Genomic DNA, 21300 nt, shown 5'->3' with positions numbered 1-21300 from the left:
AAGCTAATCGAACAGACTACTGCAACTCAGATACATCTGTTAATGCATTCTATTTGAAGAAAGCTAGGCAAACGAAGCGCAAGCAACGTAAATAAGACCATAGCGAGTAAGCATACCAGTTGTGCTGGCGACCATAGCAAGAGTGAACCACCTGATCCCTTCCCGAACTCAGAAGTGAAACCTCTTAGCGCTGATGGTAGTGTGGGGTCTCCCATGTGAGAGTAAGTCATCGCCAGCTCATTATTCCAAAAGCCCTCTGCTCACGCAGGGGGCTTTTTTTATAGAAAAAAATAAAGATGAAATAGAAAAAGGCTTAAATAAATTTAAGCCTTTTTATTTATGGATTAATATTTCTGGAATGCATTTAATTAATCATTAGTACGTTCTAATTACATCGATTTTTTAAGTTGCTTCTGGTGCGTTAAAACTTCTTTTGCATATTTTTTGCCTTGTTTACGCATTTTCCGATCTTTCTCATAGGCAGTAGGGCCTACATTATAATAGCCCAGCGCTTTTTCTAGGCTGCCACTAGATTCCTGATAACGTGACAGAATATAACTCCCACATCCAATATTTATTGCTTCATTAAATAAATCAGGTCCACATGTAGATTGCCAATAACGCGGAACAATTTGCATAAGACCCACAGCACCTGCAGGTGAAGCGACCTGACTGCGATAGGTAGATTCCTGTCGAATCACGGCTGCTACTAGCAAGGGATCTAGACTATGTCTTTCGGCATTTTGAATAATTAAAGGTGAAACGCGAGTAGCAGTTATCGCAGGCACAGCATATGCAGTCTGAATTCCTTGAGACAGTTTAGCAGAGCGTTTTTCTAAGGAATTACCTCCTAGTGAGGAGCAAGCACTTATTAATATTGTACTTAAACCAAGTATCCCAATTTTTAAAGTAGTAGGATTTAAGACCTTTAATAATGAATAGTTTTTGCCAGAAAATTTGCCCAACAACTTTCAGCTTCCCTGTATTTTTAAAATTAGATTGATCTTAGGAAGATGTATGAAAATCGTCAAGAAATTAGATGATTTGTTTACAAAGACAAATTAGATTTTATTGAATAATGAATTTTTTATGAAGAATTGTTTAAAGAAAAGCCAATTAACAGTCGAATTTGTATCTCAGGCTTTTCTTTAAAGTGTATGTGTTTAGATGCACAAGAAAGCTTAGTCTAAAGTTTTTAGCATCCAGATTTCACAAGCTGCACTATGACCTGTATTGCCTTCGGGATGATCGAGATGTTCAAAACCTAATTTTTCGTAAAGCTTCACTGCCTGCCAAAGACTTGCAGTAGTCTCAAGATAGATTCGTTTAAAGTTTTGCTCATGAGCAAAGTCAAAGGTCAGATTTAAAATCTTTTTTGCAAATCCATAACGACGAATAATGGGTAAGAAATACATTTTCTGTATTTCTAGAATACTCTGATCACCCTGTAATGGCGCAATACCTCCGCCACCAAAGACTTGATCCTGCTCATCGATAATGACCCAATAAGCTGCATTTGGCTGCTGATATACTTCATACAGGTTATCCAAAATTGAATCACCGACAGCAAAGCCGGACTCTGCTGCAAGCCCGAATTCTACGGAAACTTCACGAATAATCTTGGCAATTTGAGCATTATCTTGAGGTTGTAGAGGACGAATAGAATACATAGATTATGACATAAAGAAGGATGGAAATTTTATAGTCCGAAAATCATAAAAAATCTATCCTTTTTGTTGATTCATTCTTTAATGAAGCGGTATTTCCAGTTTTTGATTATTTTAATTCACTTGAAGATTTACCTAGTTCACGTCGAGCAATAATCAGTTGCTGGATCTGTTGAGTTCCTTCGAAAATATCTAGAATCTTGGAGTCACGTGCCCATTTTTCTAAAAGTTCTGCCTCGTTATAGCCTACAGACGCTGCTAATTCGACACACTTCAAAGTGATTTCATTCGCGATACGACCCGCCTTGGCTTTAGCAATAGAAGCTTCACGGGAATTAGGCTTACGATTATCCGCCATCCACGCAGCTTTTAACATTAATAAACGGGCAGATTCCCATTCGGCTTCCATACGATAAATCTGCGCTGCAATATTCGATGTTTGTAAAAAAGGCGTATTGTACTCAGGGTCTAGCTGATCCTTAAAAATTTCCTTGATTCTCTCTAAAGAAGCTTTAGAGCAACCAATTGCCATCGCTGCAACGAGTGGGCGGGTATTATCAAAAGTTTCCATGACCCCAGCAAAACCCTTGGCCACATCAATTTCAGCATGTCCAAGCAAATTAGCAGCAGGTATACGACAACCAATAAAACTAATTGCAGCCGTATCCGAGGCTTTAATGCCTAGCTTATGTTCCAGACGCTCGATTTTCATGCCGGGTGTGCCTTTGGGTACGACAAAGGATTTAATTGCAGCACGGCCAAGTTTTTTATCTAAAGTCGCCCAGACGACAACCGCATCTGCACGTTCGCCAGAGGTGACAAAGATTTTTTCACCATTGAGGATATAGTCATCACCCTCTTTAATGGCAGTGGTGCGAATGGCAGCTGAATCCGAACCACAGCCTGGTTCAGTAATCGCCATCGCTGCCCATATACCATGAAAGCGTTGCAACTGTTCGTCATTAGCAACGGCAGCAATGGCTGAATTTCCTAACCCTTGACGCGGCATGGATAAAAGCAGTCCGGTATCACCATAACACATTTCGACAATACTAAGTGCTGTCGACATATTGACGCCATTTTTATTGCTTTCATCGCTATCACCGCGTTTATTGACCGCAGCTCCTGCATTCATGCCTTCGCTGCCTTGGTTCATACCATCGACGACAGAGGCAAGCATATCCAACTCTTTCGGATAAGCATGTTCAGCTTTGTCATACTTGCGTGAAATAGGGCGGAGTACATTCAGGGCAACTTCATGTGCCTGATCAATCAGCAATTTGAATTTTTTATGATTTTGCAAGTTCATTTATTTTTTTCCTTATTCTTTGCTCAGGCATGAAGGCCAGAATGTACGATTGCTGTTGCTCTTAAGTCCCGATACCAGCGTTCTACCGGATGTTCTTTGGTGAAGCCATGTCCGCCGAGAATCTGTACGCCATCTGTGCCAATTTTCATGGATTTTTCTGCACAGAGCAGACGGGCCAGATAAGCTTCTCGATGAAAGTCTTGACCAGATTCTGCAAGACTGGCGGCATTCAGGATCAGCATTTGCATGGCATCAATTTCAATCGCCATATCTGCAATCATAAAAGCTACACTTTGCCGATGGGAAATTGGTTCACCAAAGGCTGTCCGTTCATTGGCATATTGCACACAGTATTTTTTAACCGCTTCACAGGTACCGACCGCCATGGCACACCACATTAAATTGCCCAGATCAAGAAAAGTAGTGTAATCAAAATCGTCATCTCCCAAGCGTTGTGCCGGTGTGTTATTAAATTTGAGGTTCACGGTTTCAGTTGCTTTCAAGCCCATAGCCGGAGATTTTTGTGCAGTAATGGTATTATTGCGTTGCACAATAAATACTTCGGTTTTGCCATTCAGATCTGCACTGACCAGATAGATATCAGCAGTTTCTCCGAGCATCACCAAGGTTTTTTCACCATTAATTAAATAGTGATCTCCATTCGAGGTTGCTTTAGTTTTTAACTGATAAGGATTAAAGGCAGCTGTTGCTTCCTGTACTGCGAAGGTGGCTTTAAGATGCGGATCATCAGCAAATGCAGTCAAATACTCAGTCTGAACCTGTTCTGAACCCCAACGGGTAATCGCATTAATCACACTAAAGGTAGAAAGCAGACCAGCAGTCAGACTGAAATCACCTTGAGCCAACTGTTGAGCCATCAGGACATTGCTGACGATATTCTGTTCTGCAGCTACACCACCTAAAGCTTCAGGCAGCGCATAAAAATTAAGACCCAGATCAGTTGAATATTGCCAGAGTTCCTTTGGGAAGATTTCATGATGATCTGCATCATGTGCCAAAGGATAAAGGACTTCACTTGCAAACTGCTGCATCGCCTCACAGGTCATTTGCTGTTCTTCAGTCAGATTCAGATCGAACAGGGATTTAGACTGATGTGGTAAACGTTGTCTTTGAATTTTCTGACCAGATTTCAGGATTTTCTGAGTCTGGCTGAGTGTTTTAAAACCTGCTTTAGAGCTTTGATAAAGAGATTTTTCTAAAAATTTACGCAGCTTTAATTGGTCGAGTAAATCACTTCCAGCCACTTTGGTCAGGATGGACAAGCCAAATCCTTGTGCTTTGTTCACCATATTGTTCATTCTAATTATCCTACGGGGTGTTATCTTATTTGCCTGATGTTGACATGCAGTTCTAGAAAAAACCATGTCATCAATGACATGATTCATTGTCAATTTATAATTAAAATAAAGAGGGGATTTAAAAATTTAAGATATTGAAAATAAATAGAAAAATAAAATAAGAAAAATTTGGTTTTTATCAAAAATTGACCCGAATGACAAAATCATCCGGGTCTTATATAAGGCTAATAATAACTTAGTCGTTTAGAGATGACGTTTAATCATTGCGCGTACATTAGTTTTCGCATCAATCACCGTCATGAAGGTATAAGCGCCAATGAACTTACGGCTGATAAACATAAATTCTTTAGGCGGTACGCTGAAATATCGTGAAGCCATGGATTTAGAAGCCTGCTGCATCACACGGTTATGAAGCTGGCTTTTTTTCCAGTTATAGCGGTCATGTTCATCCATCACACCTGGAGGCAAGTCTTTATTGTTCATTGGCGAGCTAAAGGCTTCTGTGGCTAACAGAAAGACTTTTGCCATATCCAGTTTGATGCTAGGCGGAATAGAATCAAAGAATTCATAACCGGTCATGGCTTTCACCATCATGTCTGAATCATGATGATAACCGGCCTGGATCAGGTTACGCGCTACATTGAGTAGATGCTGGTCAAATTGACGGATTGCACCGAAGTCGAGAAGCACAATCTTGTCCTGAATATTTTCGCCATCACCTAGACGTACCAGATAATTGCCGAAATTCGGGTCAGTCTGCATCTCCCCCCATTCAAAAATCTCACGTACTGCGATTTCAAGGGAAGCTTCCCCCAGTTTATTACGACGTTCCTGTGGTAGAGACAGCATCACTGGACTATTGATCGGTACACCACGTTCAAAGGTCATACACAGGACACGGTCAGTACAATAGTTATCGATGATGGTCGGTACGATATAACGTGGGTCATTTTGCAGACGTTTACAGAAACGACGGGTCGTATCCGCCTCAATTTTATAATTGACCTCACGATGCATCATCTCACGAACTTCATCGAACCATTGATCGAATTCACGGGTTTGCGGCACCATACGGGTCAATTTGAGCATGTTCTTAAACAGGCTCATATCAGAATCAATAGCTTCAGCTACACCCGGGTACTGGATTTTAAGCACCAGCTCCATACCGTCTGACTTACGCACCGCACGATGCACCTGAGCCAAAGAGGCGGTACCTAAGGGCTCATGATCAACTGTCAGATCATCTAGCTTGGAACCTAATTGCTGCTGTAATTGGGCTTTGATCGCCGGCCAAGCCAAAGCGACTGTTTTATTATTTAACGTATTTAAGGCTTGAGTAACTTCTTCTGGCAGAAAATGCTCGCCATACAGTGCCATCATCTGGCCAATTTTGACAATTGAACCTTTAAGCTTGCCAATTTCTGCAACTAGATAATCGGCCTGTTCTTTCATGGCTTTTTTGCGTCTTCTTTCTTTTTCTTCTTCGCTCGAGAACATAGAACCCGCACTGGATGCTGCCCAGCGCGTACCTGCCAGCAAAGATGCCTTTGCGATCGATAAGCGTCGATCCATTGAGGAAGTTTTCAATTGTTTAAGCTTATCGTTCTGATCTGACATGTAAACTCAATCCTTTTATCAGCATAAAGCGGAATAAATCATTGTAGTGGATATTACCGTGTCTGCACGTATTAAAAAAGTTTAAGCCGCTGAATTCACGGTGAAAATCTCGGCAAGAGCATATCGCTTGCCGTTTTGACCAGTGTAGGGTGAATATTATGACATTTGAAATTGAATTTTTAATTCAGATCGTTGTTGTAACTGTTGTTTATTTGTTTGAATATGTTGATGAATTAGGTTCTGGACTGTTTCATGCATAAAACCCAGCGCATAACCCTTCACAATAATGATGCTTGGCAGGCTGAAAAACAGGTATTTGGCATCTTCCAGTGTCGCACTATTAAATACACCTTGCTGCATTAATGTGGTTTGTAAAAATACCTTTTCCTGCTGCACCTGACTGGATAACTGGTCATTCCAGTAGTTCTGGCGCATGGCCATAAGATTGTTGTGCTTATAGCTCATAAGATCTGGGCTCGTTTGGACATCATTGCCGAATTATATGCGGCCATAAAATCAAGTTTCAACCAAAGAACTGTGACATCTTTTTAAGCGAGAAAAATATAGGATTTTATCAAGGACTCAGTTAGTATCAGGCAATAATTTAAACAAGATTCATTATTCAATATTGATTGGAAACAAGCCAGTTTTGGTGAAGGGGATACTATGCGTTTTGCATGTTTATTAATGGCAGGTTGTTTGGGGACGATGGCATTACAGGTTCAGGCGGCTACAGGTTATTCTCAGGAATATACTCAGTGCATGAACTTTAGTTATGGCAATACAGCTAAACTGCAGAAATGTGTGAAAAAAGAATTAAAAGCACAGAATAAACGTCTAAAGAAAAACTATAAGACTTATCTGAAATTGAATGCGGGTTATCGTAATAATATTCGTGATCAGCATACAGTGTGGCAACGTAAATTATCACAGCAATGCAAGCTGACCATGAATACCCAATATGCCCAGATTAAACAGGGTCAATGTGCGCTGGAGATGGTAAAAGATCAGGCGAATTTGTATCAATTGCGTTCTTATCGTGCCGGTGCTTAAACTGATTTTAAGTTAATAAGTCCTTCCGGAAATAGAGATAAATCTTAAAAAGCAGGATTCTAATCTGTCTGAAATCCAGAAGATCTGTCATTGATAAACCATGGAGAATTCGGGTTTTTCATGGTTTTGGCATTATAAAAGACCTCAAAACAAGGTATCATAAGGCGTTCTAAAAAATGACCTTGGAGACGCCTTAAGTGGATCGACCGACTATTAGCCCTGAACATTTGCAGGAAGCCGCTGAAAATTTAACTACCATTCGTGATTTTATTCGTTTTGGGGTTACAGCATTACGTCAATACGATGCGCACTTAGGTCAAGGTACAGAAGATTATTTTGCTGAAAGTTCAGCGCTGGTTCTACAAACCTTGTCACTGGACTGGAATGCAGATCCTGAAATTCTGGACTCTAAATTATTGCCAAGCGAAGTGGCTGAGTTCTTAAGCTTGCTGGAACGCCGCATTAATGAACGTGTTCCAACCTCTTATTTATTGAATCTGGCCTATTTCTTCGGCAAGCCATTCTATGTCGATGAGCGTGTTCTGATTCCACGTTCGCCAATCGTTGAGCTGATTGAAAACCGCTTTGCTCCTTATTGCCTGACTGAAAATGGTGAAATGGGCGCGGCAGTAAATAACCTGCCAGAAAACCCGAATCCAAAAACTCCACAACGCATTCTGGATATGTGTACCGGTTCTGGCTGTATCGCGATTGCATTGGCCTATGCTTTCCCGGATTCAGAAGTGGATGCAACCGATATTTCTAAAGAAGCTTTGGAAGTGGCGCAGATTAACTGTGAACATCACAGTAAGCAGTACCAAGTAGCGTTACTTGAATCTGATCTGTTCGCTAAAATTCCAGCTGAAAACCAATATGATCTAATCGTATCTAATCCTCCATATGTCGATGCAGAGGATATGGCTGATCTTCCTGATGAATTCCATCATGAGCCAGAGCTGGCATTGGCTGCTGGTCAAGACGGTCTGGATCTAGTTCGCAAGATGCTGGCTCAAGCAGCTGATTATCTGACTGAAGATGGTTTGATCGTGATTGAAGTGGGTAATTCTGAATGGGCGATGAAGCAAAACTTCAATACCGTTGATTTCCACTGGTTGCAGTTCCAACGTGGTGGTTCAGGTATCTTTGCACTGACTGCAGCCCAATGCCGTCAATATCGTGATTTATTCATTCAATCTGTTAATTCATAAGGAGTCGTTGACATGGCAGGTAATAGTATAGGGCAACTCTTCCGTGTAACGACTTGTGGTGAATCTCATGGTGTTGGCTTAATGGCCATTATTGATGGGGTTCCACCCGGGATTGAACTGTCTGAAGCGGATTTGCAAAAGGATCTGGACCGTCGTAAGCCGGGTACTTCAAAATTTGCAACACAGCGTAAAGAACCAGATGAAGTTGAAATTATTTCCGGTGTGTTTGAGGGTCAAACTACCGGTACTTCAATTGGTCTTTTAATCCGCAATACGGACCAGAAATCGAAAGATTATGGCAATATCGCGCAAACTTTCCGCCCGGGTCATGCAGACTATACCTATACCCAGAAGTATGGTTTTCGTGACTATCGTGGTGGTGGCCGTTCGAGTGCGCGTGAAACTGCGATGCGTGTAGCAGCAGGTGCGATTGCCAAGAAATTCCTGTTTGAAAAATTCGGTATTGAAATCCGTGGTCATGTGACCCAAATCGGTACTGAAAAAGCAGAAAAACTGGACTGGAATGAAGTGCCAAATAACCCGTTCTTCTGTGGTGATGTTGATGCGGTGCCGCGCTTTGAAGCATTGGTAACTTCATTACGTGAGCAAGGCACAAGCTGTGGCGCACGCCTTGAGATCATTGCTTCTAAAGTGCCAGTGGGTTGGGGTGAACCAGTATTTGATCGTTTAGATGCTGATATTGCCCATGCCATGATGTCAATCAATGCCGTGAAAGGCGTGGAAATTGGTGATGGGTTTAGTGTCGCTGAGCAGTTCGGTCATGAAACCCGTGATGAACTCACAACAGATGGCTTCCTGGCGAACCATGCTGGCGGTATCTTGGGTGGTATATCTAGCGGTCAGGATATTCGTGTTTCGATTGCGCTGAAACCAACGGCTTCTATCACGACTCCGGGTAAAACCATTACCATTAATCGTGAAGATACTGATGTGCTGACCAAAGGCCGTCATGATCCTTGCGTGGGTGTACGTGCAACCCCAATTGCTGAAGCGATGCTAGCAATTGTTTTGATGGATCACTTCATGCGTCATCGTGCACAAAATGCCGATGTCGTTGCGCCGTTTGAGCCAATTGAACCTAAATAATTTGCTTTATAGAAGCAAATGAAATTAAAGTCAGGCTTCGGTCTGACTTTTTTATATTTATAAAATGAAAAATACCAATATTCGTTTAGCCCAACCTATAGACATTGAAAGCATTGTTAAGTTGATTAATACAGCTTATCGATCTAATTTGGGCTGGACGCATGAACATGGCATTGTTTCAGGTGATCGAATTAATAAGACTCAGTTAAGTGAGCTTTTAACACGGTCTGATTTTGAACTTTATGTCTTGGAAAATGATGACCAACTGGTGGGTTGCATTGGTTTGATGCACTTCCCAGATTGTTTTGAAATCGGCAGTTTTGCTATTGACCCAGTCCGGCAAAATTCAGGTTATGGCCGAATATTGTTAGATTTCGCTGAGCAATACTCTAGAGAAAAAATATCTTTCAAAAAACTTAGAATGTCTGTTCTTAATGTTCGCATTGAATTAATCGCGTATTATGAGCGTCGTGGTTATCACCAAACCGGCAAAACAGAGAGTTATCCACTGAATGCAGATGTTGGACAGCCTTTAGTAGATTTAAATCTGGTGATTTTAGAAAAGACTCTCGAAAAGATTTATGAAGTTATTTGAATCTATTTTTGATTCTAAGTGTGTTTAATAAGAATAATGACAGGATGTATGAATGGAAGTATGGTTAAGTGCTGAATTAAGTAGGGAAGTGTTAACAGAAGATCATTTTGATCTCGAAAATAAAGCACGTAACGCAGTAGAAAATGCCTTAAATGCTCAACTACAAAATAAGTCGTATGATATTCCGATAGATAAATGGAAGTGCATTGAAATTATGATGGGAAATGATAGTTTTGATGAACGTATTTTTTATTCATTTAAACGTAGAAATATGGATTTCCGTTTAAGGATTGATCCAACAACTTTTAAGGCAACAGATGATTTAGGCCGTGAGAGACTCATTTTTAGGATGCTCTTAAGAAGCCTGGATTTGTTAAAAGTTAAGTTTGAAAAAGTCCGTCCGAAGCTTGATGCAAAGGTTTATGAGGAGCTTGAAAGACTAAAAAATGATGCACTAAATGTTGCAAAAGATGAAAGTTGGATTTAAAGCGTATTTTAATTAAAGCCAGCCAGAGTGTTTTTTATTTATTATCCATTGAATTTTCCACTATTTTTATACTGAAACGAGTCGCTTGTTGTATCCTTGCTCATTGACAGGCAATTGAATTGGATGCGATTGCCGCAAAACCCATATCATGAGTTGTTCAATGTTTCAGACTATCTTCACTGTACTGTTTCCGCTTATTGGCCTGATTACTTTGGGCTATGTATTAAAACAAAGGAAATGGCTGGAAGATAGTTTCTGGCGTGGGGCAGAAAAACTTAATTATTTTGTCCTGTTTCCAGTCATGCTATTTTTAAATCTGGCCGTAGCCAAGATTGAAATGGCAGTCATTAAAGATGTGGTTCTGGTGGTCTTTAGCCTTATGGCGGTGGTCAGTATTGCTCTATATGTGCTGCGCAAGATTTATCAGATTGGCTATGCACGCTTTGGGGTCTATGTGCAGGCACTTCTGCGCTTTAACACCTATATCGGACTTGCAGCAGTGAATGCCTTATTTCATCAGCAGGGCATGACCATTTTCGCCGTAGTGATGGTGTTGTGTATTCCACTGGTCAATATTTTATCTGTACTGGCATTTACCCGTAGCTCAGATATGCAGATCTTCAAAATTCTGGTTGATCTGTTAAAGAATCCTTTAATTTTGGGCTCTCTTGTGGGTGGCCTATTTAATCTTTCAGGCTTGTCACTCTGGGCCGGGTTTGCATTATTCCTAAAACAGATTGCCTTATGCAGTTTGCCGCTTGGCTTGATGTGTGTGGGGGCTGCCCTACAGTTCCAAGGCTTCCAACGGGATATCTTACCATTGGGCCTGGCGACTTTTGGACGTTTATTAGGAATGCCACTTGCTGCTTTCTTTGTCTGCCAATTATTTGATATTGATCCTTTAACCACACAGGTACTGGTGTTGTTTTTTGCTTTACCTACAGCTTCAGCTTCTTATGTGCTGACGCGTGTTTATGGAGGAGATAGCCAGTTCATGGCCAGTATTATCAGTATGCAAACGGTAGTCGCGGCTGGATCTCTCATGTTAATTCTTTCCTGGTTAATTTAATTTTAGGATCTGAAGGCTGGTCGTATATTAAGCGTTTTTTGGTAAATCAATCCCGTAAATAGCCTAAGCAAATATTAACTTTATTGCTTTTCTTAAATGCCTTTCATTGGAGCATAACGAAGGAAAATGAAGCAAAAATCAAAATTAAAAACTTAAAATTCATTTGAAATAGATAGTGTTATTTCTTCTAAATTTATTAAAAGTATCGTTACCGCTTAAATCACGTGAATTAACATAAATAAAAAACTGTAGATCCCAATAAGATGGTATATAAATTGCTCAGGATAATAAAAATATTATTGCAGGAGAGAAATGCTACTGCATTCGCCGAAGGAGCAAGGTCCCAGGAAACTCTCAGGCAAAAGGACTGCAATAATATATTAAACTCTGGAGAGAAGTGTTGAATCACTCACCGAAGGGGGAAGGTTGCTGCATACAGCTATGATGTAGTCACCGAAGCTCTCAGGTACACATGACAGATGGGAAAGACATCACATATTGAGGAGAGGTGTCTATGCGTCATGTTATTGTGGTGGGGGCAGGCATTACCGGTGTAACAACAGCTTATGAGCTCGCCTTACTCGGTTATCAGGTCACGGTGGTTGACCGTCATCTTTATCCCGCGATGGAAACATCCTTTGCTAATGGCGGGCAACTTTCTGCCTGTAATGCAGAAGTCTGGAATCAAAAAGCCACTGTGTTGAAAGGCATCAAATGGATGTCACAAAAAACCGCACCGCTATTTCTTAATCCTTCTTTTAGTCTGCATAAATATAGCTGGCTGATGGAATTTCTAGGTCATATTAAAAACTATGAAACCAATACCCGGGAAACGGTAAAAATCGCATTACTGGCCAGAAAACGTCTGTTTGAAATTGCCGAAATTGAGCAGATTGATTTTGATCTGGAAAAGCGCGGAATTCTACATTTCTACCATAATAAAGCTGATTATGATGTCGCAATTAAGGTCAATGATCTGTTGTGTAGTGGTGGTCTGGAACGTAATGCCATCAGCAATGAAGAAATCAAGCAGATTGAACCTGCATTAACTGGAGATTATTATGCCGGGTTTTATTGCCAGAGTGATGCGACTGGAGATATTCATAAATTCAGTACTGGACTGGCAAATGCCTGTATGAAAAAAGGGGTGAACTTCGAATTTGGTCAGGATGTATTTGCGGTCGATCACCAAGCACAGCATATTACGGTTAAATGCAGACCAAGCCCTGAAAATGTGCATGCCAATGCTGAAGATGTGCTCGAGATTCAGGCGGATGCCATTGTGGTATGTGCAGGCGTAAGCAGTTATCAGTTGGCAGATCTGTTGGGTGAGCGAGTGAATGTCTATCCGGTAAAAGGCTATTCAATTACCGTACAGCTGAATGATGAGCAAAGTCAGCAAAATGCTCCTTGGGTCAGTCTGCTAGATGAGAGCGCCAAGATTGTCTTGTCACGTTTAGGTAAAGACCGCTTACGTGTTGCAGGAACCGCGGAATTTAATGGTTATAATCGGGATATTCGTGTTGACCGGATTCAGCCTTTAATTGACTGGACACAACGCAATTTCGATCTGTGTACTGAACATGTGGTTCCATGGGCAGGTCTGCGTCCCATGATGCCGAACATGATGCCAGTGGTGCGCCGTGGTAGACAGGAACGTGTCTTTTATAACACCGGCCATGGACATTTAGGCTGGACACTATCAGCAGCAACCGCAGCGATGATCAGTCAGGAAATAGCTCAGCATTACCCGGTCTAAGTAAAAAGCCCGCTTGCAGGCTATTTTAAAAGATCAAAAATAATTGTTTATTTATTAAGCTTCTTCTACCTGAGAAAGAAGGTTAGGATAAAGGGAATCTTTATAAAAACCTCTCCTTTAAGGAGAGGGAATTTCTAGTTTAAATTTTTAAATATATATTCAGGACATCAATAGATAAAAAAGTCAGCTGTTTAATCATATAAACGATAAATACCACTAAAGCGCTCACAGCCTTTTTGTTCGGTACTGACCGTCAAAATTGCCTTGCTATAGTTAAAGTTATATTTGCAGTCATGCTCATTATCCGTAATCTGGCTTTTAGTTTCGGTCGTGGTATAAGCTAGAAAAGGAATGGTCTGGGTTTCTGCACGATTATTCGGATTGCGGTAAGCAATTCCTTCAATTTTGATGCGGTCTTTCGTCAGCTGATGAATCTTGAGATGAATTGGCTGTTTGGCCATTTGGCCCTGTTCAAACTTGAGATAGTGCTGAGTTAGGCTCTGATTCAAGGAAATATAAATATTGAGGTCATCCAGACGCTGGTCAAATTGCTGTTTAAAGCAGTCCAGCGTCTTACATTGCTGTAAGCGTGTACTCCATAGCTGCTGAGTATCTTGTAATAAGCGAACAGGCGCATCTGTAATCAGAAAAGCGGTAAAATATTGATCTGTCAGTTTTTCACGCGGTTCATCAAGAGAGGCTGAGCAGATCTTTTTCATGGCTGCGTTATTGTTATGATGACTGTTACAGTCCAGCGATTCAGCATGAATGCTGCTAGCAAAAAGGCCTGTCCCGAGTAAAAGTCCCATTATTTTCATCATATTTATATCAGTTTTCAGTAGCATGATCGCTTATACTTTCACTGTGTTACGCTAGGTCTAACTATAGCGAAATAGAAACGTCGTGTACAAGATTTCAATCAGTTATTTCTAAAGGATATAAAAGTGATTGCACAAATTCGTATTGGTCAGGGACTGGATGTACATGCATTTGAAGAAGGTGATTTTGTCACTCTGGCAGGTATTCAGATTCCACATACGCATGGCTTGAAAGCACATTCTGATGGTGATGTGGTTTTGCATGCACTCTGTGATGCTTTGCTAGGGGCTTTAGCACTGGGCGATATTGGCCAGCATTTTCCAGATACCGATCCGCAGTTTAAAGGTGCAGACAGCAAGGTTTTATTAAAGCATGTCTATCAGCTGATACTGGATCGTGGTTATCGCCTGAATAATGCCGATATTACGGTGGCCTGTGAACGTCCAAAGCTGGCTAAACATAATCTGGAAATGCGTCAGAGCATTGCCAATGTGCTGGATGTGGATGTGACTCAAATCAGTCTTAAAGCCACAACCACTGAAAAATTAGGATTTACTGGCCGTCAGGAAGGTATTCTGTCTATGGCAACTGTTCTGATCAGTCACTACAAATAACATCAACCGAAGTTATTGGGATGAATCAGGGATAATTCCAGTTCCTGTGTTGCTTTACGGCCTTGCAGCTGTAGGGCAACCGCATGAATTAAACCGGTCCAGGTTTCATTCGGTTCCCAGAGCTGATGCAGATATTCCTGTGCAGTCGGCATGTCCATATCCATATAGTATTGTCGATATAAATACATCAGGCAGCTGACATGATAATTCTGCGTACAATGTACCCAGACCATTTGTTCTTTGACCAGATGATCAATCAGATCCAGTACCAGCAGGCATTGGCTATCCGAAGGGGTTTCCCAGGAAATCGGCAACTGGATATAGTTCAGGCCAAGATCAAGACAAATTTTATCTTCATGTAACAGATGATGATCGCTATCTGTTAATGCCACATTGATTACGGTAGAGACGCCGTATTCTTTAATCAACCTCAGTTGTTCAGTTGTCGGCTGACCAGAGCTGAACAGATGGTCATGGATGAACTGAAAATTTTCAATTTGACTTAATGCAGTTTCAATTTCATTCATCAGATAAAATTTTCCTTGTTCAGAAATGAAAACGCCATCTTGTCGATGGCGTTTGTCAGTTCGTTTAACGATTAGGTAAAACGTCCTTCAATGCCTCATGCATGTCAAGCAACACTTTTTCTGTGGTCTCCCAATCGATACAGCCATCAGTCACTGATTTTCCATATTCCAGATCACAAAGATTGGCAGGAATATCCTGACGGCCACCTTTCAGGTGACTTTCTACCATAATACCAACAATTGACTTGTTTCCATCAAGAATTTGTTCAGTAATATTTTTTAAGACAAGCGGTTGTAAGTACGGGTCTTTATTTGAGTTTGCGTGGCTGGCATCAATCATGATCTTGCCGCTGACTTTGGCTTTCGCAAGAGCTGCCTCAGCATCTGCAACTGAACCTGCATCGTAGTTAGGTTTGCCATTACCACCACGTAGAACCACGTGTGCATATGGATTCCCTGAAGTACGAATCACCGCAACCTGACCTTGGTCATTTAGACCCAGGAAGCTGTGACCATGTTTAACAGATTGCATTGCATTGGTTGCAACGGTTAAACCGCCATCTGTACCATTTTTAAAGCCGACTGGTGAAGACAGGCCAGAAGACATTTCACGGTGAGTTTGGCTCTCGGTAGTACGTGCACCGATCGCTGACCATGAAATTAAATCCTGATAGTACTGTGGAGAGTTTGGATCCAGTGCTTCTGTTGCACATGGCAGGCCAAGTTCATTCAGCTCCAGTAACAGTTTACGACCGATACGCAGACCTTTCTCAATATTGAAAGAGTCATTCATATCAGGGTCATTGATCAGACCTTTCCAGCCTACAGTTGTACGCGGTTTTTCAAAATAAACACGCATTACGATATACAGGCTATCTTTTACTTTTTCGCTTAAAGCTTTTAAACGTTCAGCATATTCATGCGCAGCCGCTGGATCATGAATTGAACATGGACCAATCACTACAAAAATACGCTTATCCTTGCCATCCAGGATATTACGAATCGTTTCACGACCATGCAGTACGGTTTGATAAGCAGTTTCAGTCAAAGGTAACTCTGCTTTCAACTGAGCAGGTGTTACCAAAGGAATCATGCTTTGGATATTCACGTCATCAATATCTGATGCTGAAATAGGTTTTGACTGTAGTGTATTCATTGCCGTCACTGGTTTGATCATACAAAAGGTTGTTTAATAGCCTGAATATAACATGAATGATGCGTCACTTTGTTATAAAAAAGATGAATACTTCTTTGAAAAAAAAGTGATGAATCCATGATTTAGTTTAAACAGCAGGAGCTTTTTCTGCTGTTGTTATCAATTCAGGTTGGGCGGATTGTACCGGTTTTGACTTGACTGGATTCACAATGAAATTCACGCCAAGACAGAACAGGGTAATCCCAAGAATTTTACGGATAATTTTCTCTGGCATACGTGAACTGATCAGTGTTCCAATCACAATCGCTGGAATAGAACCGCAAAGTAACCAGCCTAATAAAGTAAAGTCTACATTACCTGCGCTCATATGGCCCAGACCTGCGACTAAAGTTAGAAGTACGGCATGTACCACATCCGAACCGATAATGCGGATCATCGGCAGGTTCGGGAACATCAGGATCAAGGCCATAATACCGAAAGCACCGGCACCGACAGATGACAGGGTCACAAACACGCCCAGTACAATACCCATGATCACGATCAAGACACGTTTATTGCCAGATTTAAAGTCAACTTTGTCTAGATCCTGAGTCATATCAGGCAGTTCTTGTTTGCGGTATTTATTAAAGAATTTTTCAATAGAATTGCGGAATACAATAGATGCACCAGTAAGGGTCAGCATAAAGCCCAATACCATGGTCAGCGTTGCTTTATAATGTGTCGATTGACTGAGATAATTCTCTAGTACCCAGTGGGTCACAAATGAGGCAGGGATACTGCCGATCGCCAGCCAGATCACAATAGGCCAGACAATATTCATTTTCTTGGCATGAACCAGTGAACCACAGAATTTAGAAATTGCGGCATAAAGAAGGTCTGTACCAATCGCGATATGCGGTTCAACCCGAAGCAGTGTAATCAGGATTGGGGTCATCAACGAACCGCCACCGACACCGGTAATCCCAACACAGAAACCAACCAATACACCTGCTAAAATAAATTCAATCGGACCAAACATGCATATATGCCAAAATCAAAAAACGAGCATATCTTATGACTTTTAAATATAAGTCGTTGTCTTGATTATTGATTTGCTTATTCTAAAAAGAGATAAAGACTATAAAATTTAAAGTAATTCATCCCGATTTATATTTTAATTTGAATCATCTAGCATACCTTTCTATTGCTAAGTATGAAAATTGATAAAGCTTCTGCAAAATGCCTTTTTATTTATTTGTTTAAAGATCAGCCGCTTTAAATTTATTTTAATTTTTAAGCTGGGCTAAGGCGCGCGCGTTGTCCAGATTCCAGAGTTTTATGATTTGAGATAGCCACGATTTGTGAGTTCAACACTTAGGCATGCTCAAATCATGCTTTATGATAGAATCTGAACGGAATTAATTTGTCTCATTTGAGGGAATACACTTGCAGAATCGGAAACTTAAAATCGGAATCGTGGTGGGAGAGGTATCGGGAGATACGCTTGGTGCGAAGCTCATCCGTAGTTTTCGAGAGCAGGGTATTGATGCAGAATTTGAAGGGATTGGTGGGCCGCAAATGCTGGCTGAAGGCTTCAAGAGCTACTATCCAATGGATATTCTCTCGGTCATGGGCATTGTTGAAGTCCTGAAAGATATTAAAAAACTGTTCGCGGTTCGTGATGGTCTGGTCGAGACCTGGACGAAAGATCCCGTCGATGTTTTCATTGGAATTGATGCGCCTGATTTTAATTTGCGACTTTCCAAGACCCTGAAGCAAAAACAGTTACCGATTAAGACCGTGCAATATGTCAGCCCTTCGGTCTGGGCATGGCGTCAGGGACGTGTGCATGGCATCAAGGCCAGCATTAATCTGGTACTGTGCCTGTTTCCATTTGAAAAAGCATTTTTCAAAAAATGGGATGTTCCGGCAGCTTTTGTCGGTCATCCATTGGCAAGTCAGTTACCCCTCAACAATAATCTGGCTGAAGCGCAGGCAGAACTGGGCTTAGATCCTGCACAAAAATATATTGCACTGCTGCCAGGTAGCCGCCGTGGTGAAATTGAACGCTTAGGACCATTGGTACTGGATGCAGCCAAAATTCTGCATCAGAAATATCCGGATTATACGTTTCTGATTCCCGCCATTAATGAGATGCGTAAACAGCAGATTGAAAACTTGCTGGCACAATATCCGGACAGTTTAAAAGCACATATCCGCCTGATGGAAAATACCAGTAGTGAGTCAAAAATTGGCCGTCAGGTGATGAATGCATCTAATATCATTGCGTTAGCTTCAGGCACTGCGACACTGGAAGCCATGTTATTGCATCGTCCGATGGTGACCTTTTATAAATTGCACTGGCTGACTTATCAGATTGCCAAATTGCTGGTCAAAATTCCTTATTTCTCGTTGCCAAATATCATTGCTGGTAAAAAAGTCATTCAAGAATTAATCCAGTCAGAAGCAACGCCTGAAAACCTGGCTGCTGAAATTGAAAAATTGATGGATATTGAAGCAGCTCAAATTCAGGTGATGCAGCATCTCACCATGCACAAGCAGCTGCTTTCCGGCAACAGTGAAGATCCTGTCAAAGCGGTACTAGCCTTAGTCCAATAAAGGCGTCTTGCTTTTTTGACAGGCAATACGGTATCGGGTCGGGGTTTGTTCAAACTGTTTTTTAAAGCTTTGACTAAACGCCGTTTCAGAAGAATAGCCCACCAGATAGGCGATCTGCTGAATGCTAAATCCGCTATTTCTGAGATATTGTGCTGCCAGGCGAAGTCGATGCTGTTGCAGATAAGCCAATGGTGGCTCACCAACAATCTGGGTAAACAGCTGGGCAAATTTGGAACGCGACATATGGCATTGTTCAGCCAGGCTTTCTACGGTCCAAGGCTGTTCTGGTTTGCCATGAATTGCTGCCAAGGCATTAGATAGTTCAGGATGCGAAAGAGCATTCAGCCAGCTCGAAGCATTTTCCAGATTCAAAATATAATCTCGTACGCATTCAATCAGTAAAATACTGACCAGATGATCCAGAATTTTGTCTCGTCCCGGACGAAGTTGCTGGGTTTCCAATGCCAGAAATTGCAAACCAACTTGTAACCATTCTGGTGCTGTATCTCCCAGAATATGCTGAATGTGCAGAAATTTAGGTAAAGCACTCAGTAGCGGTTTCGCCATCTGGATATCCAGATTGGAACGAATCGCCAGGATAAAACTGCGTTCTGCTGAATGGGTGATATTGAGATCCACACATTGCTGTGCATGAGTCTGAAAATAAGAGTTGATCGAATGATGTTCAGAAAAATCCGCATTACCGGGACTAGAAATCCGATGGGCAGAACCAGCAGGCAATAACACCAGATCGCCTTGTTGCAGCTCAAGCAGATCGCCCTCTTTGAATATTAATTGCGCTTGACCCTGTAATAATACATAAGCCAGCATGGAAGGTTCATACTGATAATCAAACCCGCCTGGATGAAACACATTGAGGTAGAGATATTCGGATTTTTCCAGATGAATATCATCAAAAATTTTACTTAAAGCATCCATGCCTGACTCTATTCTTTTGTTTTAATTAATTTAATTAAATTTAAATAGCCCAGTCTTGTGATTTAAGGCCAAGACTTGGCCTATTGCGCCAAAGACGCTGACATAGTTTTTCTGGACGTTTAATACTGTTCGCTAATGCTGAAATATTCAACTATATGTGCAGAGTAACATAAAAAGGAGGGTCGCAATGAATGCCCCTGCACAAATTAGCAAAGCTCAGTTCACGCAGGATGCGTCAGCACTGAAAGGTTTACAACTGGATAAAAAACGTTTTGGCTGGCTGCTCAGTCCCGGTTTGCCTGTGATCGGTATGGGAATTCTGGCTGGCTATCATTTTGGTCCCAAAGCCACTAAAAAAGTCTTTGCGATGGGTGGGCCTTTATTATTGCATGTGATTATCCCAACATTAGATGCTTTAATTGGTGATGATGCCAATAATCCAAATGATGAGCAGATTCAGGCATTGGTCAAAGATCCTTATTATGACCGGATCGTGAAGATGTTTATCCCATTGCAAATGGCTGCCAATGCTTTTGCAGGCTATGTCGTATCCCGTCCTAATGTTTCTCTGGTCGATCAGGTTCTACTTGGCATATCTATGGGGGCGATTAATGGAATCGGCGTGAATACTGCGCACGAGCTAAGCCACCGTCCTCAGAAAAAAGATCACTACTGGTCACATGCCAGCCTGATGCCGCTGGCTTATAACCATTTCCGGATTGAGCATCCTTATGGACATCATAAACGGGTGGCGACGCCAGAAGACCCGGCATCTTCGAAAATGGGTGAATCCTTCTACCGTTTCTGGCCACGTACTGTATTGGGTGGCTTGAAATCAGCAATTGAGATAGAAAAAAGACGTTTGGAACGTAAAGGCTTAAAATTTTTTAGTCTGGAAAATGAGTTATTTCATGGCTGGGCGATGAGCGCAGGTTACCATGCCTTAATGCTGAAAACGTATGGCAAGAAAATCATTCCTTATACGCTGACCCAAGCCTTTTACGGCATCAGCCTGTTTGAAATCGTGAATTATATCGAACACTATGGATTAAAACGCGGGCAAAAAGCAGATGGTACCTATGAGCGAACCTTGCCCGAACATAGCTGGAACAATAACAACATCGTGACCAACCTGTTCCTGTACCAGTTACAACGCCATTCGGATCATCATGCCTATCCAAGCCGACCATTTCAGGCATTGCGACATTTTGATGAAGCACCAGAATTACCAAGTGGTTATGCCACCATGCTGATACCGGCACTGATTCCACCATTGTGGTACAAGATGATGGATCAACGTGTGTATCAACATTATCAAGGCGATTTAACTAAAGCAAATATTCTGCCTTCGAAGCGTGCCAAGCTGCTTAAGAGATTTGGTCTAAAAGACGCTGCAGCTTGATGATGTAAACAAATAAAAATGCGCCATTCGAGGCGCATTTTTTATTGAGTTTTAT

The 21300-nt window shown here is 41.5% G+C and carries 21 protein-coding genes, 1 rRNA gene and 1 riboswitch; of the genes, 11 read left to right on the top strand and 11 right to left on the bottom strand.

Annotated features, from left to right (window positions below; genetic code table 11):
- Nucleotides 1-123: 123 nt before the first annotated feature.
- Nucleotides 124-238, top strand: a 5S ribosomal RNA gene (rrf, locus tag G5T77_RS04040).
- 151 nt (nucleotides 239-389) lie between these two features.
- Here rrf and G5T77_RS04035 read toward each other — a convergent pair.
- The 6 genes from G5T77_RS04035 to G5T77_RS04010 all read right to left on the bottom strand — a co-directional run bounded on the left by G5T77_RS04035 (nucleotide 390) and on the right by G5T77_RS04010 (nucleotide 6377).
- Nucleotides 390-968, bottom strand: a complete 579-nt coding sequence (locus G5T77_RS04035; protein ID WP_166138226.1) for a transglycosylase SLT domain-containing protein — start codon at nucleotides 966-968, stop codon at nucleotides 390-392.
- Nucleotides 969-1181: 213 nt separating this feature from the next.
- Nucleotides 1182-1670, bottom strand: coding sequence for a GNAT family N-acetyltransferase (locus G5T77_RS04030; RefSeq protein WP_166138223.1), 489 nt, complete (start codon nucleotides 1668-1670; stop codon nucleotides 1182-1184).
- A gap of 106 nt (nucleotides 1671-1776) precedes the next feature.
- The gene (locus G5T77_RS04025; RefSeq protein WP_166138220.1) at nucleotides 1777-2976 is read right to left on the bottom strand and encodes an acyl-CoA dehydrogenase family protein; all 1200 of its coding nucleotides are present in this window, start codon (nucleotides 2974-2976) and stop codon (nucleotides 1777-1779) included.
- A 23-nt stretch (nucleotides 2977-2999) separates the two neighbouring features.
- A complete protein-coding gene (locus G5T77_RS04020) occupies nucleotides 3000-4286 on the bottom strand; it encodes an acyl-CoA dehydrogenase family protein (protein ID WP_171521869.1) in 1287 nt (428 codons plus the stop codon).
- 252 nt (nucleotides 4287-4538) lie between these two features.
- Complete coding sequence (locus G5T77_RS04015; protein WP_166138214.1) at nucleotides 4539-5912, bottom strand: AarF/ABC1/UbiB kinase family protein; 1374 nt, start codon at nucleotides 5910-5912, stop codon at nucleotides 4539-4541.
- Nucleotides 5913-6068: 156 nt separating this feature from the next.
- Entirely contained in the window at nucleotides 6069-6377 is a 309-nt protein-coding gene (locus G5T77_RS04010) for a hypothetical protein (RefSeq protein ID WP_166138211.1), read from the bottom strand.
- Nucleotides 6378-6578: 201 nt separating this feature from the next.
- On the opposite strand from G5T77_RS04010, the gene G5T77_RS04005 reads away from it, so the two are divergent.
- The 7 genes from G5T77_RS04005 to G5T77_RS03975 all read left to right on the top strand — a co-directional run bounded on the left by G5T77_RS04005 (nucleotide 6579) and on the right by G5T77_RS03975 (nucleotide 13190).
- The gene (locus tag G5T77_RS04005; RefSeq protein WP_166138208.1) at nucleotides 6579-6965 is read left to right on the top strand and encodes a DUF1311 domain-containing protein; all 387 of its coding nucleotides are present in this window, start codon (nucleotides 6579-6581) and stop codon (nucleotides 6963-6965) included.
- 197 nt (nucleotides 6966-7162) lie between these two features.
- A complete protein-coding gene (prmB, locus tag G5T77_RS04000) occupies nucleotides 7163-8173 on the top strand; it encodes a 50S ribosomal protein L3 N(5)-glutamine methyltransferase (RefSeq protein ID WP_104426049.1) in 1011 nt (336 codons plus the stop codon).
- 12 nt (nucleotides 8174-8185) lie between these two features.
- Complete coding sequence (gene aroC / locus G5T77_RS03995; protein WP_166138205.1) at nucleotides 8186-9280, top strand: chorismate synthase; 1095 nt, start codon at nucleotides 8186-8188, stop codon at nucleotides 9278-9280.
- Between the two features lie 64 nt (nucleotides 9281-9344).
- Nucleotides 9345-9875 carry a GNAT family N-acetyltransferase gene (locus G5T77_RS03990; protein ID WP_166138202.1) on the top strand — a complete coding sequence of 177 codons (531 nt, stop codon included), beginning with the start codon at nucleotides 9345-9347 and terminating at the stop codon, nucleotides 9873-9875.
- Nucleotides 9876-9927: 52 nt separating this feature from the next.
- A complete protein-coding gene (locus tag G5T77_RS03985) occupies nucleotides 9928-10362 on the top strand; it encodes an Imm44 family immunity protein (RefSeq protein ID WP_166138199.1) in 435 nt (144 codons plus the stop codon).
- A 160-nt stretch (nucleotides 10363-10522) separates the two neighbouring features.
- A complete protein-coding gene (locus G5T77_RS03980) occupies nucleotides 10523-11431 on the top strand; it encodes an AEC family transporter (RefSeq protein WP_166138196.1) in 909 nt (302 codons plus the stop codon).
- A gap of 292 nt (nucleotides 11432-11723) precedes the next feature.
- Nucleotides 11724-11811: riboswitch (glycine riboswitch) on the top strand.
- 134 nt (nucleotides 11812-11945) lie between these two features.
- Entirely contained in the window at nucleotides 11946-13190 is a 1245-nt protein-coding gene (locus G5T77_RS03975) for a D-amino acid dehydrogenase (protein WP_166138193.1), read from the top strand.
- Nucleotides 13191-13381: 191 nt separating this feature from the next.
- Here G5T77_RS03975 and G5T77_RS03970 read toward each other — a convergent pair whose 3' ends face one another.
- The gene (locus tag G5T77_RS03970; RefSeq protein ID WP_166138190.1) at nucleotides 13382-14035 is read right to left on the bottom strand and encodes a hypothetical protein; all 654 of its coding nucleotides are present in this window, start codon (nucleotides 14033-14035) and stop codon (nucleotides 13382-13384) included.
- Nucleotides 14036-14134: 99 nt separating this feature from the next.
- Here G5T77_RS03970 and ispF point away from each other — a divergent pair, with 99 nt between their 5' ends.
- The gene (gene ispF, locus G5T77_RS03965) at nucleotides 14135-14623 is read left to right on the top strand and encodes a 2-C-methyl-D-erythritol 2,4-cyclodiphosphate synthase (protein WP_166138187.1); all 489 of its coding nucleotides are present in this window, start codon (nucleotides 14135-14137) and stop codon (nucleotides 14621-14623) included.
- A gap of 2 nt (nucleotides 14624-14625) precedes the next feature.
- On the opposite strand, the gene G5T77_RS03960 is transcribed toward ispF, so the two are convergent.
- From G5T77_RS03960 to G5T77_RS03950, 3 genes are all read right to left on the bottom strand, one after another.
- Nucleotides 14626-15150, bottom strand: coding sequence for a protein tyrosine phosphatase family protein (locus G5T77_RS03960; RefSeq protein WP_125278644.1), 525 nt, complete (start codon nucleotides 15148-15150; stop codon nucleotides 14626-14628).
- 64 nt (nucleotides 15151-15214) lie between these two features.
- Nucleotides 15215-16306, bottom strand: coding sequence for a 3-deoxy-7-phosphoheptulonate synthase (locus G5T77_RS03955; RefSeq protein WP_125278643.1), 1092 nt, complete (start codon nucleotides 16304-16306; stop codon nucleotides 15215-15217).
- Between the two features lie 127 nt (nucleotides 16307-16433).
- Nucleotides 16434-17324: a sulfite exporter TauE/SafE family protein gene (locus G5T77_RS03950; RefSeq protein ID WP_166138184.1), complete on the bottom strand. Its 891-nt coding sequence runs from the start codon at nucleotides 17322-17324 to the stop codon at nucleotides 16434-16436.
- A 407-nt stretch (nucleotides 17325-17731) separates the two neighbouring features.
- Here G5T77_RS03950 and lpxB point away from each other — a divergent pair, with 407 nt between their 5' ends.
- Entirely contained in the window at nucleotides 17732-18904 is a 1173-nt protein-coding gene (gene lpxB, locus G5T77_RS03945) for a lipid-A-disaccharide synthase (protein ID WP_159122887.1), read from the top strand.
- On the opposite strand, the gene G5T77_RS03940 is transcribed toward lpxB, so the two are convergent.
- Nucleotides 18893-19843: an AraC family transcriptional regulator gene (locus G5T77_RS03940; protein ID WP_166138181.1), complete on the bottom strand. Its 951-nt coding sequence runs from the start codon at nucleotides 19841-19843 to the stop codon at nucleotides 18893-18895. The two genes, lpxB and G5T77_RS03940, sit on opposite strands and share 12 nt — an antisense overlap.
- 187 nt (nucleotides 19844-20030) lie before the next feature.
- Between G5T77_RS03940 and G5T77_RS03935 the strand changes: the two genes are divergently transcribed.
- Nucleotides 20031-21245: an alkane 1-monooxygenase gene (locus G5T77_RS03935; protein WP_166138178.1), complete on the top strand. Its 1215-nt coding sequence runs from the start codon at nucleotides 20031-20033 to the stop codon at nucleotides 21243-21245.
- Nucleotides 21246-21300 lie beyond the last annotated feature (55 nt).

Source organism: Acinetobacter sp. GFQ9D191M (genome assembly GCF_011174875.1).
Taxonomy (GTDB): Bacteria; Pseudomonadota; Gammaproteobacteria; order Pseudomonadales; family Moraxellaceae; genus Acinetobacter.
This window is presented reverse-complemented; position numbering and strand designations above follow the sequence as displayed.

Excerpts from the sequence above, each read along its gene's own strand:
- G5T77_RS04030 (WP_166138223.1), bottom strand. The coding sequence starts at position 1,670 with ATGTATTCTATTCGTCCTCTACAACCTCAAGATAATGCTCAAATTGCC.
- G5T77_RS04025 (WP_166138220.1), bottom strand. The coding sequence starts at position 2,976 with ATGAACTTGCAAAATCATAAAAAATTCAAATTGCTGATTGATCAGGCA.
- G5T77_RS04020 (WP_171521869.1), bottom strand. The coding sequence starts at position 4,286 with ATGGTGAACAAAGCACAAGGATTTGGCTTGTCCATCCTGACCAAAGTG.
- G5T77_RS04015 (WP_166138214.1), bottom strand. The coding sequence starts at position 5,912 with ATGTCAGATCAGAACGATAAGCTTAAACAATTGAAAACTTCCTCAATG.
- G5T77_RS04010 (WP_166138211.1), bottom strand. The coding sequence starts at position 6,377 with ATGAGCTATAAGCACAACAATCTTATGGCCATGCGCCAGAACTACTGG.
- G5T77_RS04005 (WP_166138208.1), top strand. The coding sequence starts at position 6,579 with ATGCGTTTTGCATGTTTATTAATGGCAGGTTGTTTGGGGACGATGGCA.
- aroC (WP_166138205.1), top strand. The coding sequence starts at position 8,186 with ATGGCAGGTAATAGTATAGGGCAACTCTTCCGTGTAACGACTTGTGGT.
- G5T77_RS03990 (WP_166138202.1), top strand. The coding sequence starts at position 9,345 with ATGAAAAATACCAATATTCGTTTAGCCCAACCTATAGACATTGAAAGC.
- G5T77_RS03985 (WP_166138199.1), top strand. The coding sequence starts at position 9,928 with ATGGAAGTATGGTTAAGTGCTGAATTAAGTAGGGAAGTGTTAACAGAA.
- G5T77_RS03980 (WP_166138196.1), top strand. The coding sequence starts at position 10,523 with ATGTTTCAGACTATCTTCACTGTACTGTTTCCGCTTATTGGCCTGATT.
- G5T77_RS03975 (WP_166138193.1), top strand. The coding sequence starts at position 11,946 with ATGCGTCATGTTATTGTGGTGGGGGCAGGCATTACCGGTGTAACAACA.
- G5T77_RS03970 (WP_166138190.1), bottom strand. The coding sequence starts at position 14,035 with ATGCTACTGAAAACTGATATAAATATGATGAAAATAATGGGACTTTTA.
- G5T77_RS03960 (WP_125278644.1), bottom strand. The coding sequence starts at position 15,150 with ATGAATGAAATTGAAACTGCATTAAGTCAAATTGAAAATTTTCAGTTC.
- G5T77_RS03955 (WP_125278643.1), bottom strand. The coding sequence starts at position 16,306 with ATGAATACACTACAGTCAAAACCTATTTCAGCATCAGATATTGATGAC.
- G5T77_RS03950 (WP_166138184.1), bottom strand. The coding sequence starts at position 17,324 with ATGTTTGGTCCGATTGAATTTATTTTAGCAGGTGTATTGGTTGGTTTC.
- G5T77_RS03940 (WP_166138181.1), bottom strand. The coding sequence starts at position 19,843 with ATGGATGCTTTAAGTAAAATTTTTGATGATATTCATCTGGAAAAATCC.
- G5T77_RS03935 (WP_166138178.1), top strand. The coding sequence starts at position 20,031 with ATGAATGCCCCTGCACAAATTAGCAAAGCTCAGTTCACGCAGGATGCG.